The organism is Pseudomonas sp. HAR-UPW-AIA-41 (genome assembly GCF_002304225.1).
GTDB lineage: Bacteria > Pseudomonadota > Gammaproteobacteria > Pseudomonadales > Pseudomonadaceae > Aquipseudomonas.
Genome location: NZ_NSLB01000009.1, coordinates 13003 through 27054 on the forward strand (window position 1 = coordinate 13003; position 14052 = coordinate 27054).

The 14052-nt window shown below is 61.3% G+C and carries 9 protein-coding genes and 1 pseudogene; 4 read left to right on the forward strand and 6 right to left on the reverse strand.

The window, feature by feature from the left end; translation table 11 throughout:
• Positions 1–4 precede the first annotated feature (4 nt).
• The 3 genes from CK486_RS15125 to CK486_RS15135 are packed head-to-tail and all read right to left on the reverse strand — an operon-like array spanning position 5 to position 8710.
• Entirely contained in the window at positions 5–1993 is a 1989-nt protein-coding gene (locus tag CK486_RS15125) for an ATP-binding protein (RefSeq protein WP_095941146.1), read from the reverse strand.
• Positions 1986–3950: an ATP-binding protein gene (locus CK486_RS15130; protein ID WP_141248916.1), complete on the reverse strand. Its 1965-nt coding sequence runs from the start codon at positions 3948–3950 to the stop codon at positions 1986–1988. The genes CK486_RS15125 and CK486_RS15130 overlap by 8 nt, the downstream gene beginning before the upstream one ends.
• Positions 3947–8710, reverse strand: coding sequence for a PAS domain S-box protein (locus tag CK486_RS15135; protein WP_176481726.1), 4764 nt, complete (start codon positions 8708–8710; stop codon positions 3947–3949). The genes CK486_RS15130 and CK486_RS15135 overlap by 4 nt, the downstream gene beginning before the upstream one ends.
• 210 nt (positions 8711–8920) lie before the next feature.
• Between CK486_RS15135 and desA the strand changes: the two genes are divergently transcribed.
• From desA to CK486_RS15155, 4 genes are all read left to right on the forward strand, one after another.
• The gene (gene desA / locus CK486_RS15140; RefSeq protein ID WP_095941148.1) at positions 8921–10105 is read left to right on the forward strand and encodes a delta-9 fatty acid desaturase DesA; all 1185 of its coding nucleotides are present in this window, start codon (positions 8921–8923) and stop codon (positions 10103–10105) included.
• Between the two features lie 133 nt (positions 10106–10238).
• The gene (locus CK486_RS15145) at positions 10239–10562 is read left to right on the forward strand and encodes a metalloregulator ArsR/SmtB family transcription factor (protein ID WP_095941149.1); all 324 of its coding nucleotides are present in this window, start codon (positions 10239–10241) and stop codon (positions 10560–10562) included.
• Positions 10559–10993, forward strand: a complete 435-nt coding sequence (locus tag CK486_RS15150) for a YeeE/YedE family protein (protein ID WP_095941150.1) — start codon at positions 10559–10561, stop codon at positions 10991–10993. Before CK486_RS15145 ends, CK486_RS15150 begins: the two co-directional genes overlap by 4 nt.
• 1 nt (position 10994) lies before the next feature.
• Entirely contained in the window at positions 10995–11414 is a 420-nt protein-coding gene (locus tag CK486_RS15155) for a DUF6691 family protein (RefSeq protein WP_095941151.1), read from the forward strand.
• Positions 11415–11498: 84 nt separating this feature from the next.
• Here the strand turns inward: CK486_RS15155 and CK486_RS18550 are convergent, their stop codons facing one another.
• From CK486_RS18550 to aguA, 3 genes and pseudogenes are all read right to left on the reverse strand, one after another.
• Positions 11499–12044 carry a methyl-accepting chemotaxis protein gene (locus tag CK486_RS18550; protein WP_371915508.1) on the reverse strand — a complete coding sequence of 182 codons (546 nt, stop codon included), beginning with the start codon at positions 12042–12044 and terminating at the stop codon, positions 11499–11501.
• Positions 12039–12815, reverse strand: a pseudogene (locus tag CK486_RS18555) (PAS domain-containing protein); the annotation flags it as partial. The gene CK486_RS18550 and the pseudogene CK486_RS18555, both read right to left, overlap by 6 nt.
• A gap of 110 nt (positions 12816–12925) precedes the next feature.
• Complete coding sequence (gene aguA, locus CK486_RS15165; RefSeq protein WP_095941153.1) at positions 12926–14032, reverse strand: agmatine deiminase; 1107 nt, start codon at positions 14030–14032, stop codon at positions 12926–12928.
• Positions 14033–14052 lie beyond the last annotated feature (20 nt).

Genomic DNA, 14052 nt, shown 5'->3' on the forward strand with positions numbered 1-14052 from the left:
TACCTCAGTTGCTATCCGGCAGTTCCGGATGAATGGTTTCGGCCAGGGGCAGGCTGAACCAGAAGGTGCTGCCCTGGCTGGAGCTGGTAAATCCGATTGTACCGTCCATGCGCTCGATCAGCTCTTTGCTGATCGCCAGGCCCAGCCCTGTGCCTGGGGTGCGGCGGCTGTCACTGGCATCAGCCTGGGCGAACTTATGGAAGATACGTTCCTGAAACTCTGGCGCAATACCAGTCCCTTGATCGATTACGCTGACAACGACCTGGTCGGTGGATTGGGTGACGTCAATGATGACCGTGCTGCCCGGTGCCGTGAACTTGGCTGCATTGGAAAGCAAGTTAGCCAGCACCTGCTGTAACCGTAGCCGGTCTACTCTCACTTGTGCAGTGCAGTCACCTCGTAATTGCAGGGTTACGGCGAAGCGTTCGGCATAGGCCCGGTTACTATCGAGCGCCTCCTCCAGCAGCGGCTTTAGCGGCTGGCGGCGCAGTTCAAAGACCAGCTTGCCGGCATTGAGCTTTTCCATGTCGAGCAGGTCGTTGATCAGCAGTGTCAGACGCTGGCTGTTCTGTTCGGCGATACGCAGCATTTCTTGTAGTGGCTCAGGAACCTCTCCGAGCGCGCCGTTGATGACCAGACCCAGCGCGCCGGCAATGGCGGTCAGTGGTGTACGCAACTCATGGCTGACGGTAGAGACAAACTCTGCCTTGAGGTTCTCGACCCGCTTGCGCTCACTGATGTCGCTCATAAAACCATGCCATTCGACACCCCCGCCTCGCAGGGCCTTGGGCATGGAGCGGGCTTCGACCCACAGTTGACTCTCTGGGGTTGGGCGTACGCGAAACTCTTCGTGCCAGGGGCTCAATTCGTTAGCGGAGCGAGCAATGGATTCGCGTATCCGCGGCAGGTCATCGGGCAGTATTCGGGAGAACAGCAGGTGCGGCTGTTCAGCTGCCTGCTGCGGGCTGATACCGAAAATCGCCCGTATGCCCTCACTGGCGTAGGCAAAGTGGAAGTGTTCAGCATCCCGGCGCACAAACTGGTAAAGCATGCCTGGGAATTGTTCGGCGATGCGCTGCAGGCGTTGCTCCAGCTGCTGGTATTCGCGCATATCCTGCAAGATGGCCAGGTAGCCGATCAGGCGTTGATCGTTATGAATCGGCGAGAGATTCATCAGCACGGGGAACTCACCGCCATCGAGGCCCCGCAAATTCCACTCCTGGTGACTGGCGGTGGCTTTGCTGAGTACGGTGAACGCTGTGTCGGCATTATCCGGGACTGCCAAGTCCTGCCGCACCGCGTGTGCTTGCAGCTCGCGAAGGTCCAGCAAGCTGCATAGCGGCTTGCCCTTCAGGGCGCTGGCGCTTTGCCCGAGGAGCTGCTCAGCCGTGGGGTTGAGGAAGGTCAGTTGCCCTTCGGCATCGGTACATAGCAGTGCGCATCCGGCGCTGTTAAGCAACGCGCGCTGCAAAGCGGCCTCACGGGCATGCAGTATGGCTTGTCGGTGCAGGGCCAACTGGCGGCTGGCGAGGCAGCCGAGGCGCTGCAGGGCTTCGCGCTGAGCCGGGCTGAGCTGGCGCGGCTGGCGATCGATCACGCACAGCGTGCCGATGCGCTGGCCGTCCGGGCTGCTCACCGGCATGCCGGCATAAAACCGGATATGGGGGGCGCCTGTGACCAGTGGGTTGTCGCGAAAGCGCGGGTCATCCAGTGGGTCAGGCACCTCGAAAATCTCGGTGCCGAGTATCGCGTGGGTGCAAAAAGCCTGTTCGCGCGGGGTTTCGCGAGCGTCCAGGCCAACCCTGCTTTTGAACCATTGTCGTTGGTCGTCGACCAGCGACACGAGGGCAATCGGTGTTTCACAGATCAGTGCAGCCAGGCGGGTGAGGTCATCAAAGGCTTCCTCTTCTGGCGTGTCGAGGATCTGCAGATCAAGCAGCGCCTGTAGACGTGCATCCTCGTCTGGCGGTAGCGGATAGCGTCGATCATGCATGATGGATTGCCTCGGTCGCTGCCAGTGGCTGGTAGGTCAGTTCAAACCAGAAGGTGCTGCCCTGTCCGGGGCTGGAGTCGAAGCCGATCCGTCCGTTCATGTGCTCGATAAGCCTCCGGCAGATGGCCAGGCCCAGGCCTGTGCCGCCCTGTTGACGTGTGGTGGAGGCATCGGCTTGGGCGAATTTGCGGAATATCTGTGGTCGGAATGCCTCGCTGATACCTGGGCCCCGGTCTCGCACGCTAACCCTGACAAGCTCGTCCGTTATCTGCCAACTGAGGATCACCTGACTGCCCGCAGGTGAAAACTTGATGGCATTCGACAGCAGATTGGCCAGTACTTGTTGCAGACGCAAAGGATCGACCTTGACGCTGACATCTGTGCTGCTTTGCAGCTGCAGTTCTACCCCCATCGGGGCGGCGTATGACTGCAGGCTACTCAAGGCATCCTCGAGTTGTTTAGCCAGGCTGCAATAGCTCAGTTCAAAGGACATCTTGCCGGCTTCGAGCTTCTCCATGTCGAGCAGGTCGTTGATCAACAGTGTCAGGCGCTGGCTGTTCTGCTCGGCGATGCTGAGCATCTCTCGCATGCTGGCCGGTACTTCGCCAAGCGCACCATTGACTACCAGCCCAAGAGCGCCGGCAATGGCCGTGAGCGGCGTGCGCAGTTCGTGACTGACGGTGGCGACAAACTCTGACTTGAGTCGTTCGATCCGCTTGTGTTCGCGGATGTCCTGACACTGCAGAATCAGGCATGGCTGCTGGCCGTCGACCCAGGCGGCACTGAGCAGGCAGTCGATAGCCTGACCAAAGGCGTCTTTCAGGCGGCACTCCCATTGTTGTGGATGGGTGCGTGCTGCCTGCAGGTTGGCACTGGCCTGCACGCGGGCGTCCTCCACGACCAGAGTGAGCAGATCACCTTGCCGCAGATCGCCGGCGCTGCGTCCAAGCAGGTGGCAGAACTGCTGGTTGACGGCCAGCCAGTGCCCCAGCGGCGTGAGCAGTGCCATGCCCTGAGGCGCGGTGACGAAGGCCTGGGCAAAGCGCTGGCGCGATTCATCCAGGGCCTGACGCGCGCGCAGCTGCAGACGGGCCGAGCGCAGCATGAGCAGCAGCAGTCCCCCGATGAACAGGGTCAGGCTCCAGGCCAAGGCACGCAGCCAGTGCATGCTGAGCGTGTCGGTGGCGGTACTGCGGGCCAGCAGTAACCATCGGCCGCCAGGCACCGGCAACTGCAGTTGGCTCTGAGCTGTGGCACGCCAGGTTGCACTGCCGAGCATGGGGAGGGCACTTTCGTCGTCTGGGCGACTGAACAGGGCTATCTCCAGTTGCATGCCGGTGGCCGTAGTCGGTAGTTCACGCAACAGCGAGGGAATGTCGATCACTGTGCTGATCAGTCCCCAATAGCGCCCGTCGGGCATGAATACCGGCACCCGGTAGGCCAGGCCCTGGCCACCCTGGCGCAGCTGGATGGGGCCATCCAGTACCGGCAGCCCATCATGAATCGCGCGTTGTACCGAGGGCCACTGCTGAGGGTTGTCAGGGTAATACAGGCCCATGGCGCCTTCATTGCCGGCCAGCGGGTAGACGTAGCTGATGCGGTTGTCCGGAGCCAGGGCAATGTTGCGGATATGCCGGCTTTGCCTGATCAGCCCCTCTATCCAAGGCTGTAGTGCTGCCTCGTCGATCACGCCATTGCGACTTTGCAGGTACGCGGCCAGACCCGTCGCCAGATGCAGGGTGCCATTCAGTTCATTGAGCAGGCCCGCGCGCAGTTCGCCGGCCTGGCTGCTGACCTGTTGGCGCTGGGTGACTTCCCGACGCAGTTGCACCTGTTTCAAAACCAGCTCGCTCAGGCCCAGTAACAGCAGAACTAACAGGCTGATCAGGCAAATCGGTAGACGACCGCTGAGCCAGTGCCCGGTCGCGGGCGTAGCATCGTCGACCGGCAGGCTCATATGTCCCCCGATACAGGCAGCTCAATCCAGAAACAGGCGCCCTGGCCAGGGGGCGATACAAACCCGACCTGTCCATCCATGCGTTCCATCAGCTCTTTGGTGATGGCCAGGCCAAGCCCGGTGCCGCCTTGTTGGCGTGTGTCAGAGGCGTCGGCCTGGGAGAACTTGCTGAAAATACGGGCCTGGAATTCGGCTGGAATCCCCGGTCCCTGGTCAATAACGCTGACACGGACAGTCTGTCTGGCTCGGCTCATGCGCAACTCAATCTGACTACCCGCAGGGGAGAATTTGGCCGCATTGGATAGCAGGTTAGCCAGTACTTGCTGCAGTCGCTGACTGTCGGCGCGCACCTGGATCCCTGGCAGAGTTTGGCTGATGCGCCAGCCGACACCGAACTCGTCGGCATAGGGCTGGTTGTGTAGGAGGGCCTCTTCCAACTGCGCCAGCAGGTCCAGCTGGGCGAAGTAGAAAGTCATCTTGCCCGCGACCAATTTCTCCATGTCGAGCAGGTCGTTGATCAGCAGCCCCAGGCGTCGGCTGTTCTGGTGGGCGATCTGCAGCATGCCACTCATGGCCGCCGGCACCTCGCCCAGAGCACCGCCGACGACTAAGCCGAGTGCGCCGGAGATTGAGGTCAGGGGTGTGCGCAGCTCATGGCTGACGGTGGAGACGAATTCGTTCTTCATCTGCTCGATGCGCCGCTGTTCGGTGATGTCGCGTACCACGCCGATAAAGCGCCGGGCACCTTGGTACTGGATCGAGGAAACTGCCAGCTCCAGGTGGAACTTTGTGCCGTCGCGGCGCAGACCGAGCATTTCGCGGCCGCTGACGCCAAGGATGCGGGCGTGGCCAGTGTCGCGGTAGTTGCTGATGTAACCGTCGTGAGCACTGCCATCGGGCTCCGGCATCAGCAGGGAGACGTTGCGTCCGACTACCTCGCTGGCGCTATAGCCGAAGATGCGCTCAGCAGCCTGGTTGAAGGACTCGATGCGGCCGTATTCATCAATAGCAATGATGGCGTCGATGACGTTATCGAGCAGGGTACGCAGATAGGCCTCACGCTCGATGACCATCTGCTCGGCGCGGCGCTGCTCGCTGATATCCCAGATGAAACCGTCGATCCACTGTAGATGGCCATGTTCGTCGTATTCGCCGCGGCCTTTTTCGCTGACCCAGACGATATGCCCGTCGCGGTGGCGTAGGCGGTAGCTGAGCTCGAAGATCGCCTTGTTGGCCAAGTGCAGTTGGGTGCTGTAGGTGATCGCCAGGTCTTCGGGAACAACCACGCTGGCGTAACTGCGCACTCTATTGTCGATGAAATCGCTGGCTGGGTAGCCGGTGATGCGTTCGATCTCATCGCTGATATGGAACATGGTCCATGCCGCGTCGTTGCGACAGCGATAGGCCGCTCCGGGCAGGTTGCTGAGCATGCCGCGAAAGCGTTGCTCGCTGGCCTGCAGTGCCTGACTGAGGCTGACCAGCTCGCTGATGTCGGTGGCAATACCCAGATAGCCATTGAGCTTGGCTTCGGCGTCGTACAGCAGCGACACAGTCAGAAGCACCTGGCGTCGTCTGCCATCCTTGTGCAGGTAGGTCCACTGGCGGGTCTCCGCACCTTCCCGCCGGGCAACTTCAATGAACACGGCAAAGCCTTCGACCGGCTGGCCAAGCGTACTGCTGAGCTCTGCGCCGCGTGCGCGAACCTCGCTGTCCAGGTGGAACAGCGCTGGACTTTGCCGTCCCACCACCTCGTGGGCACGGTAGCCGAGCAAGTGCTCGGCACCGGAGTTGAACAGGGTGATGAGACCATCGGTGTCTGTGGCAATCACCGAGACCTCGGTGCTGCTGTCCAGTACCGTCTGCAGGAACAGCTGGGTCTGACGGTTGTGCTGGTCAGCGCTGACCCGGGCGCTGATGTCCAGATGGGTGCCGTACATCATGAGCGGATCGCCGGCCGCGGTACGGCTGAGCAGGCGGCCGCGTGCTTCGATCCACACCCAGTGACCATCTTTGTGGCGCATGCGAAATTCACAGAGATAGTGGCTGCTTTCACCCTCAAAGTGAGCCTGCAAGGCCTGGTTGGCGCTGGGCAGGTCATCTGGATGTGTCAGTTGTAGCCAGTGCTGGATGCTGTTTGGCTGCAGCTCGTTTGCCGCATATCCGATCAGTCCCAACCAGCGGGCATCGAAGTGGCAGTCACCCGTCTGAACGTTCCACTCCCAGGTGCCGCAGTTCGCACCCTCGAGGATGCTGCGCAGGCGCTGGCGCTCGCGGGTCAGATCGCTCTGTGCCTGCTTGCGAGCGCTGATATCGAGTAGCAGTACGTGCCATAGCAGGCTGCCATCTGGGAGGCGCTGTGGACTGGCTTGGCCTCCCAGCCAAAGCTCGCCGCGTTGCGGGTGTTGGATACGGAACTCGCCAATCCACGGTTTCAATTGTTGCGCGGCCTGGGCCAGGGATGACTCGAAAACCGCCTGATCCTGGCTGGCGATGCGTTGGAACAGGGGACTGGCGTCTTGCCTCAGCTCATCCGGGTCGATCCCTGTCAGGTTCAGTAGTGCATCGCTGGCATATGGCAGCGTGCGCCGACCATCGGTGTGCAACTGCAGCTGCAGGAGAATCCCCGGTACCTGCTCGGTCAGGCGTTGCAGGCGTTGCAGCAGTTCGTCGCGCTGTTGCTCCTGCTGCTCTCGCTCCAGGATGGCGCTGACCCAGCGCGCGAGCAGCCGCATAAACTCAAGATCGGCACTGTCGAAGGCTTGTGTTCGTGCCTCCCGCGCGGAAAAGCTCAGGGTGCCCCAGCGCAAACCCCTTACCCAGACCACGATGCCGATATAAGTCTCCAGGCCGAACTCGACATAGCCAGGGTGGTCAGCATGGGCGGAAGCCCCCATGTGTTCGATTGCCAGTACGTCATCACCTTGTTGGCGAGTTATCTGGCAGTAGGTCAGGTGCAATGGGAAGGATTGCCCGTCGATGCTGGGTTGCTGGTTGCTAAAGTGCTGTTCGACTTGGTAACGGTTGTCTTCGATGCGCGCGATAAGGCCGTTTTCCAGACCAAAGAATTCACTGCCCAGTTGCAGGCCGCGACGCAGCTGAATATCGCTGGCCAGAGTCGAGCGGGCGGCAATCTCGTTGAGCAGCGCCAGAGTATGCTGTTGTTTGAGCTGCAGTTCCTGCTCGCGGGCCAGTTGCTGTTCGCGGTGCAGGGCATCGAGTAGTTGGCCTAGGCAGGCCAGCAGGGGTTGTAGCTGTTCGATGTGCTCACCCTGGTAGCCACCGGACCTGTTGGCCAGGCCGAGCATGCCGGTCATTTTCTGGTCGACGAGCACGGGTAGCCCGAGGAACGCCAGCAAGGGCGGATGACCGGGCGGCGTGCCGCCACTGGCAGGATGCTGGGATGGGTTGTTGCTCAGCAGCGCCTCGCCACTGCGTAGCACCTGGCCGAAGAGGGTGTCGAGGTTGCGGAACTCCATGCCCTTGGGAGCCTGATTGGCATAAAAGTCGCGCGACTCATCGTCCCAGGCGATGTTGCTGATGGCGAAGGTTCGCAGATAGGGCGCACCGTGGTCATCGCTCAGCACTTCGCCGAAGAAGCCAAAACGACTGCCCGTGTAGTCGAGGATCTGTTGCAGCAACTGCTCGAATAGTGCGTGGTGATTCTGGGTGGTGATAAATGCCGACTGCGCCTGCTGTACCAGTTCAAGCAGGCGGCGGCTTTCCTGGCTCTGGCGGTGTTCTTCTCGCAACGCGCGTTGCTGGCGATCAAGGCGCTGCTGGAGTATCCGTAGCAGAGCCAGCAAGAGGAGCTGTACCCCCAGCCAGGCCAAGATCCAGTAAGCCAGACGTTCCTGCCGCTGCTGTTGGTGTTGGTCCAGAAGATCTTCAAGGGGATGAGCAATCGCCAAAACAGATAGGTTGCTGCTGCCATTTGGCTGAATTGGGAGCAGAACCAGATTGCTCTGTTCCCGTGGCAGATCGAGGCGTAAGCGTTGTGCTTGGTCAATCTGAGGTGGCAGCTGGACCTGTTGAAGACGTTCCTGCCAATGGTTGTTGGATGCCCCCAGGGCTTGCCATGGGTGACTCTCTTGCAGCTCAGGGTGTTGCTGGCGTTGTAGCAGCATGACGGGTGCCCCCAGAGCCTGCTCTAGCTCCGTCATGGGTGGGAGCGGTGATCCGGTCAGCTCCAGTACGGCCAGTGGTGGTTTGGTGCGGTCGCTGTTCGGAATGGGTACAAGGGTGTACAGCAAGAGCCCTTGCTCGCTTTGATGCAGGCCACTGCGCGTCTGATGCCGGTTGAATACGTCCATCAAAAGCGCGTTGCGGCTGTCGCCGAGATCTCCATGCGACTGGATTGATTCCTCGCGCAGCAGCGCCGGCCCCGTGCCCGGCAAATGCACCAGCAGCTGGTCAATGCCTAGCCCCTCAAGGAGCCTCACGGAGGGGGCCAGATAGTTATGCAAGTGTTTACGCAGTGCGACTTGCGTTGCGCTCTCGTTGACGGGCTGTTGGCTCAGCAATTGTTGCAAAGACGGTGTTTCTGCCAGTTGCTGCCCAAGCCTTTCTACTTGGTCCCGGCGACTGAGCATGCTGGCTTCGACAAGGCTTTGATCGCGACTCTGCTGCTCGTTAAGTCGTTGTTGCAGCGCCTGTTCATGGCGCTGCAAGGCGAATACGGCCATCAAGCCGAACATCAGAGCCAGCAGGAGGCTGCCCCAGATCAGCAAGGGGTAGGTGAACTGTCTGGGCGTTGCGCTCATATCACCTCGCATACTGCGGCCGCCGTCTAAGCATAGGTTGGCTTTGTCCAAGCTCAAGCCGACGAACTGCGGGCAAAAGGACAGCAAACCATAAGCCAGATCAACAAATCACCATTTTTGTCTAAGCCGGGCGCTGCTTTTGCAGCTCGCCTCCGCGATAATGTGCACACTTGTTCACGTTGTTTTCTCTCTTCCCGAGGTTTCTCCTGCATGTGGTACAACGGTTTGCTCGACCTCTCGGCCTGGCAGCTGGTAGCGGTCACTCTGGTGCTGACGCACATCACCATCGTGAGTGTCACTGTCTATCTGCATCGCTACTCGGCGCACCGCGCGCTGGAGCTGCACCCCGCACTCAAGCACTTCTTCCGTTTCTGGCTGTGGCTGACCACGGCGCAGAACACCAAGGAGTGGACCGCCATCCACCGCAAGCACCACGCCAAGTGCGAAACCGTTGATGATCCGCACAGCCCGGTGATCAAGGGACTGCGTACTGTGCTGCTGACTGGTGCCGAGCTGTACCGGGCCGAGGCGCAGAACGAGGACACCCTGCGTATCTACGGCAAGAACTGCCCGGAAGACTGGATCGAGCGCAACGTCTACTCGCGTTTCCCCGAGGGTGGTGTGGTGCTGATGGCGATCATCGACCTGGCCCTGTTCGGCGTGCTCGGCATGACCGTCTGGGCGGTGCAGATGATGTGGATTCCGGTGTGGGCCGCCGGCGTGATCAACGGGCTGGGCCATGCCGTCGGTTACCGCAACTTCGAGTGCCGTGATGCGGCCACCAACCTGGTGCCCTGGGGCATCCTGATCGGCGGCGAGGAGCTGCACAACAATCACCACACCTACCCCAACAGCGCCAAGCTGTCGGTGAAGAAGTGGGAATTCGACATGGGCTGGGCCTGGATCAAGCTGTTCAGTGCCCTCGGCCTGGCCAAGGTGCAGCGCGTGGCGCCGATTGCCCATCGCGTCGAGGGCAAGGGCAGCCTGGACATGGATACCGCCATGGCCATCCTCAACAACCGTTTCCAGATCATGGCGCAGTACCGCAAGCTGGTCATCGCGCCGCTGGTCAAGCAGGAAGTGGCTAAGGCCGACGCCTCCGTACGCCATCATTTCCGCCGCGCCAAGCGTCTGCTGTCGCGTGAAACCAGCCTGCTCGACGAGAGCCATCAGGCCCGTATCCAGCGCATGCTGGAAGACAGCCAGGCACTCAAGGTGATCTACGAGAAGCGTCTGGCCCTGCAGCAGATCTGGGTCAAGACCAGCAGCAACGGCCACGAAATGCTCGAAGCCATCAAGCAGTGGGTGGCCGAGGCCGAGGCCAGTGGCATCCAGTCGCTGCGTGACTTCGCCGAGCAGCTCAAGACCTACTCGTTGCGTCCGGCCAACGCCTGACACCGCCTGTAAGACAAGAACCCGCTCGCGTTCGCGCCGGCGGGTTTTTTGTTGCCGCTGGTCGGCTTGGCTGTACATATAGCGAATAAACAATATATTTAAATACATATTGTTTTTCGTGAGAGTGTTTGTCGTGACTGATCTTCCCACTGCGCCGGACATTGATCTACTGCGCGCCAATGCCAGTGCCGCCGGCCAGTTGCTCAAGGCGCTGGCCAATCCTGACCGCCTGCTGCTGCTCTGTCAGCTGTCCCAGGGCGAGCGCAATGTCAGCGAGCTGGAGGCGCTGCTCGGCATCCTGCAGCCCACGCTGTCCCAGCAACTGGCGGTGCTGCGCCGCGAGGGGCTGGTGGAAACCCGCCGCGAGGGCAAGCAGATTTTCTACCGTATCAGCAGCCCGGCGGCGCTGGCGGTGATCAACACCCTTTACCAGCAGTTCTGCGGAGGTGGGCAATGAACATCGACTGGTTGCACTTCACACCGTGGTCGGCCCTGGTCGGTGGCGCGCTGATCGGCCTGGCGGCCGGCATTTTCGTCCTGGCCAACGGCCGGGTGGCCGGTATCAGCGGCCTGCTCGGTAGTCTGTTTTCCCGCAGTCGCGAGGGGTTGGGCGAGAAGGCGCTGTTCCTGCTCGGCCTGCTGGTCGCGCCGCTGCTCTGGCAGCTGTTCACCGCGTTGCCGGTCATCGAGTTCCAGGGCGGCTGGTTGAGTATCGCCCTGGCCGGGCTGCTGGTCGGCCTCGGCACCCGATACGGCGCCGGCTGCACCAGCGGCCACGGTGTCTGCGGCCTGTCGCGGCTGTCGCCGCGCTCGCTGGCCGCGACCCTGGCGTTCATGGTCGCGGGTTTTGCCACCGTGTTCGTCATCCGTCATCTGCTGGGAGCCTGAGATGAGCAAGCTGACTGCCTTTCTCGCCGGGCTGATTTTCGGCCTCGGCCTGCTGCTGGCCGGCATGGCCAACCCGGCCAAGGTGCTGGGCTTTCTTGACCTCGCGGGCGCCTGGGACCCGTCGCTGGCGCTGGTGATGGCCGGGGCCATCGCCGTTGCCCTGCTGCCCTTCACCTTGGCCAAAAAGCGCCAGCAGTCGCTGCTGGGCGTGCCCATGCAGTTGCCGAACAAGCGCGAGATCGACCGCCGGCTGATCGGTGGCAGCCTGTTATTCGGTATTGGCTGGGGTATCGCCGGGATCTGCCCCGGGCCGGCAGTAGCCATTCTGCTGACTGGCCACTGGCAGGTGCTGCTATTCGTGATCACCATGCTGCTGGGCATGGCCTTGTTTGAGGCGCTGGAGCACCGGGAGCGTAGGTGATGATCCGACAGGTGAGCGCTTCAGAGGGTGCTCCCACTGCTTCACCAGGCAGTGTTTGATCCTTTAGTCCACTGCTGTGTGACGTTATTGCTCTAGGGTTGCGGTGAACTGGCTGATGGCTTGCACCACCTGGCGGGCGCCATCCTGAATTTCCAAGATGACCTGACCGGCTTCGTTAGCCAGAGTCACGCCTTGCTCTGCCTTTTCTTTGCTGGCTTCCATGCTGTTTACCGCGCCCTGGGCCAGCTCATGGTTGCGTCGAACTACCTCAACGATCTCAACAGTGGCCTGGCTGGTGCGGGCCGCCAGATTGCGTACCTCATCAGCGACCACGGCAAAACCGCGCCCCTGTTCGCCCGCTCGTGCTGCTTCGATAGCGGCATTGAGTGCCAGTAGGTTGGTTTGTTCGGCGATGCCGCGAATGGTCTGCACGATGCTGCTGATCATCTCCGACTGCTGGCTGACCGCGCTGATGCCATCAGCCGCGCGGTTCAGTTCACCAGCAATGCTCTGCATCACTTCGACCGTGCGCTGCACAACCTGAGCACCCTGCTGCGCGGTGCTATCGGTGTGCAAGGAAGTGTCATAGGCCAGTCGTGCAGCCTGGGTTTCCGCTTCCTGCTGGTGCACTTGATCGGTGATGTCGCTGGCGAATTTGACGACTTTGTATAGGCGGCCCTGATTATCGAAGACTGGGTTGTAGGTCGCGCGTAGCCACACCGTGGCGCCGTGCTGCTTTACCCGCTTGAAGCGCCCGGAAAAGAACTCTCCGCGATTCAGGCGCTCCCAGAACTGGCGGTAATCGGTCGACTCGCTTTCGCTACGTTCACAGAACAGACGGTGGTGTTTGCCTCGAATTTCGTCCAGGCGATAGCCCATGACGCTCAGGAAGTTGTCATTGGCGGTGAGCACTTCCCCTTGCAGATTGAACTCGATCACAGCCATGGAGCGATTGATCGCGGTGATCAGGCTATGGTCATCCTGCTCGCGCAGAACTTGCTGGGTGATGTTGGTGGCCATTTTCAGTACCCGCATCACCTTGCCGTTGGTGTCACGAACTGGGTTGTAGCTGGCTTCCAGCCAGACGTGCTGGCCGGCTTTGTTCAAGCGCAGAAAGCGCTCGCGGATAAATTCGCCAGAAGCCAGTCGTTGCCAGAAGCGCTGATAATCGGCGCTGGCAGCATATCCCGGCTCACAGAACAGGCGGTGATGCTGACCGCGGATTTCTTCCAGTCGGTAGCCCATCGTGGCAAGAAAGTTGTCATTGGCGGTGACGATGGTGCCATCAGGCTGAAACTCTATCACGGCCATCGAGCGATCTATTGCTTCACTACGAGCCAGAGCCTCGGCCAGCCGTTGCTGACAGGCGGCCAATTGCTGTTTGAGCTGGGTGTTGAACATGAGGGTCTCGGCGAATGCTGGCAGTTTTCATTTCAGCGTAGTCGTCGAGCTGTCGGCTTGTAGGCTATTTAGTTGAGCGGGCGCCGACGGGCGCCCGACTCATGGGGAACTCAGCGCTGTTGCGGCGCCGGCTGCTGCTGGGTGATGCAGTGAATGTTGCCGCCGCCCAGCAGAATCTCGCGACCGGGCACCATCATCACGCGATGCTCGGGGAAGATGCGCTGCAGAATGGCTTCGGCCTCGGCGTCCTTGGGGTCGCCGAATTTGGGGGCAATGATCCCACCGTTAACGATCAGGAAGTTGACGTAGGAGCCGGCCAGACGGATCGACGGGTCGCGTTCCTGGGTGCCTTCGGCGGCATCGACACCGGCGCACTCTTCCGCGGTGGCGTGGATCGGCCCCGGAATCGGGATCTTGTGTACGACCAGCTGACGACCTCTGGCGTCGCGCGCCGACTCCAGCACGCGCATGGCCGCCTGGCAGCGCGGGTAGTTGGGGTCGTTGACGTCATCGGTCCAGGCCAGCAGCACCTCGCCCGGGCGCACGTAGCAGCAGAAGTTGTCGACGTGACCGTCGGTTTCATCGTTGAACAGGCCGTCCGGCAGCCAGATCACGGTGTCGATGGCCAGGTGCGCGGCGAGAATCGCCTCGATTCCCTCGCGGCACAGATGCGGGTTGCGGTTCTTGTTCAGCAGGCACTCTTCGGTGGTGATCAGCGTGCCTTCGCCGTCGACGTGGATCGAGCCGCCTTCCAGCACGAAGCCTTCGGTGCGGTAACGGTCGCAGTGTTCGATTTCGAGGATCTTGCGGGCCACCTGGTCGTCGCGGTTCCACGGCCAGTACAGGCCGCCGTCGAAGCCGCCCCAGGCGTTGAAGGTCCAGTCTACGCCGCGCACTTCACCGCTGGCGTTGGTGACGAAGGTCGGGCCGGTATCGCGCACCCAGGCGTCGTCGGTGCTGATTTCCACCAGGCGGATATTGGCGACATCTAGACGCGCGCGGGCATTCTCGAACTGGCCGGCAGAAACGCACACGGTCACCGGCTCGAACTGAGCGATGGCGCGGGCCACGGCAGCGAAGGCTTCCTGGGCCGGCTTGCCGCCCAGACGCCAGTTGTCCGGGCGCTCGGGCCACACCATCCAGGTCTGGCTGTGCGGTTCCCATTCGGCGGGCATGCGGAAACCATCAGCGCGTGGGGTAGTGTTCAGGGTGGTCATAGGCTCACCAAAGCGTGGTT

Excerpts from the sequence above, each read along its gene's own strand:
- CK486_RS15125 (WP_095941146.1), bottom strand. The coding sequence starts at position 1,993 with ATGCATGATCGACGCTATCCGCTACCGCCAGACGAGGATGCACGTCTA.
- CK486_RS15130 (WP_141248916.1), bottom strand. The coding sequence starts at position 3,950 with ATGAGCCTGCCGGTCGACGATGCTACGCCCGCGACCGGGCACTGGCTC.
- CK486_RS15135 (WP_176481726.1), bottom strand. The coding sequence starts at position 8,710 with ATGAGCGCAACGCCCAGACAGTTCACCTACCCCTTGCTGATCTGGGGC.
- desA (WP_095941148.1), top strand. The coding sequence starts at position 8,921 with ATGTGGTACAACGGTTTGCTCGACCTCTCGGCCTGGCAGCTGGTAGCG.
- CK486_RS15150 (WP_095941150.1), top strand. The coding sequence starts at position 10,559 with ATGAACATCGACTGGTTGCACTTCACACCGTGGTCGGCCCTGGTCGGT.
- CK486_RS15155 (WP_095941151.1), top strand. The coding sequence starts at position 10,995 with ATGAGCAAGCTGACTGCCTTTCTCGCCGGGCTGATTTTCGGCCTCGGC.
- aguA (WP_095941153.1), bottom strand. The coding sequence starts at position 14,032 with ATGACCACCCTGAACACTACCCCACGCGCTGATGGTTTCCGCATGCCC.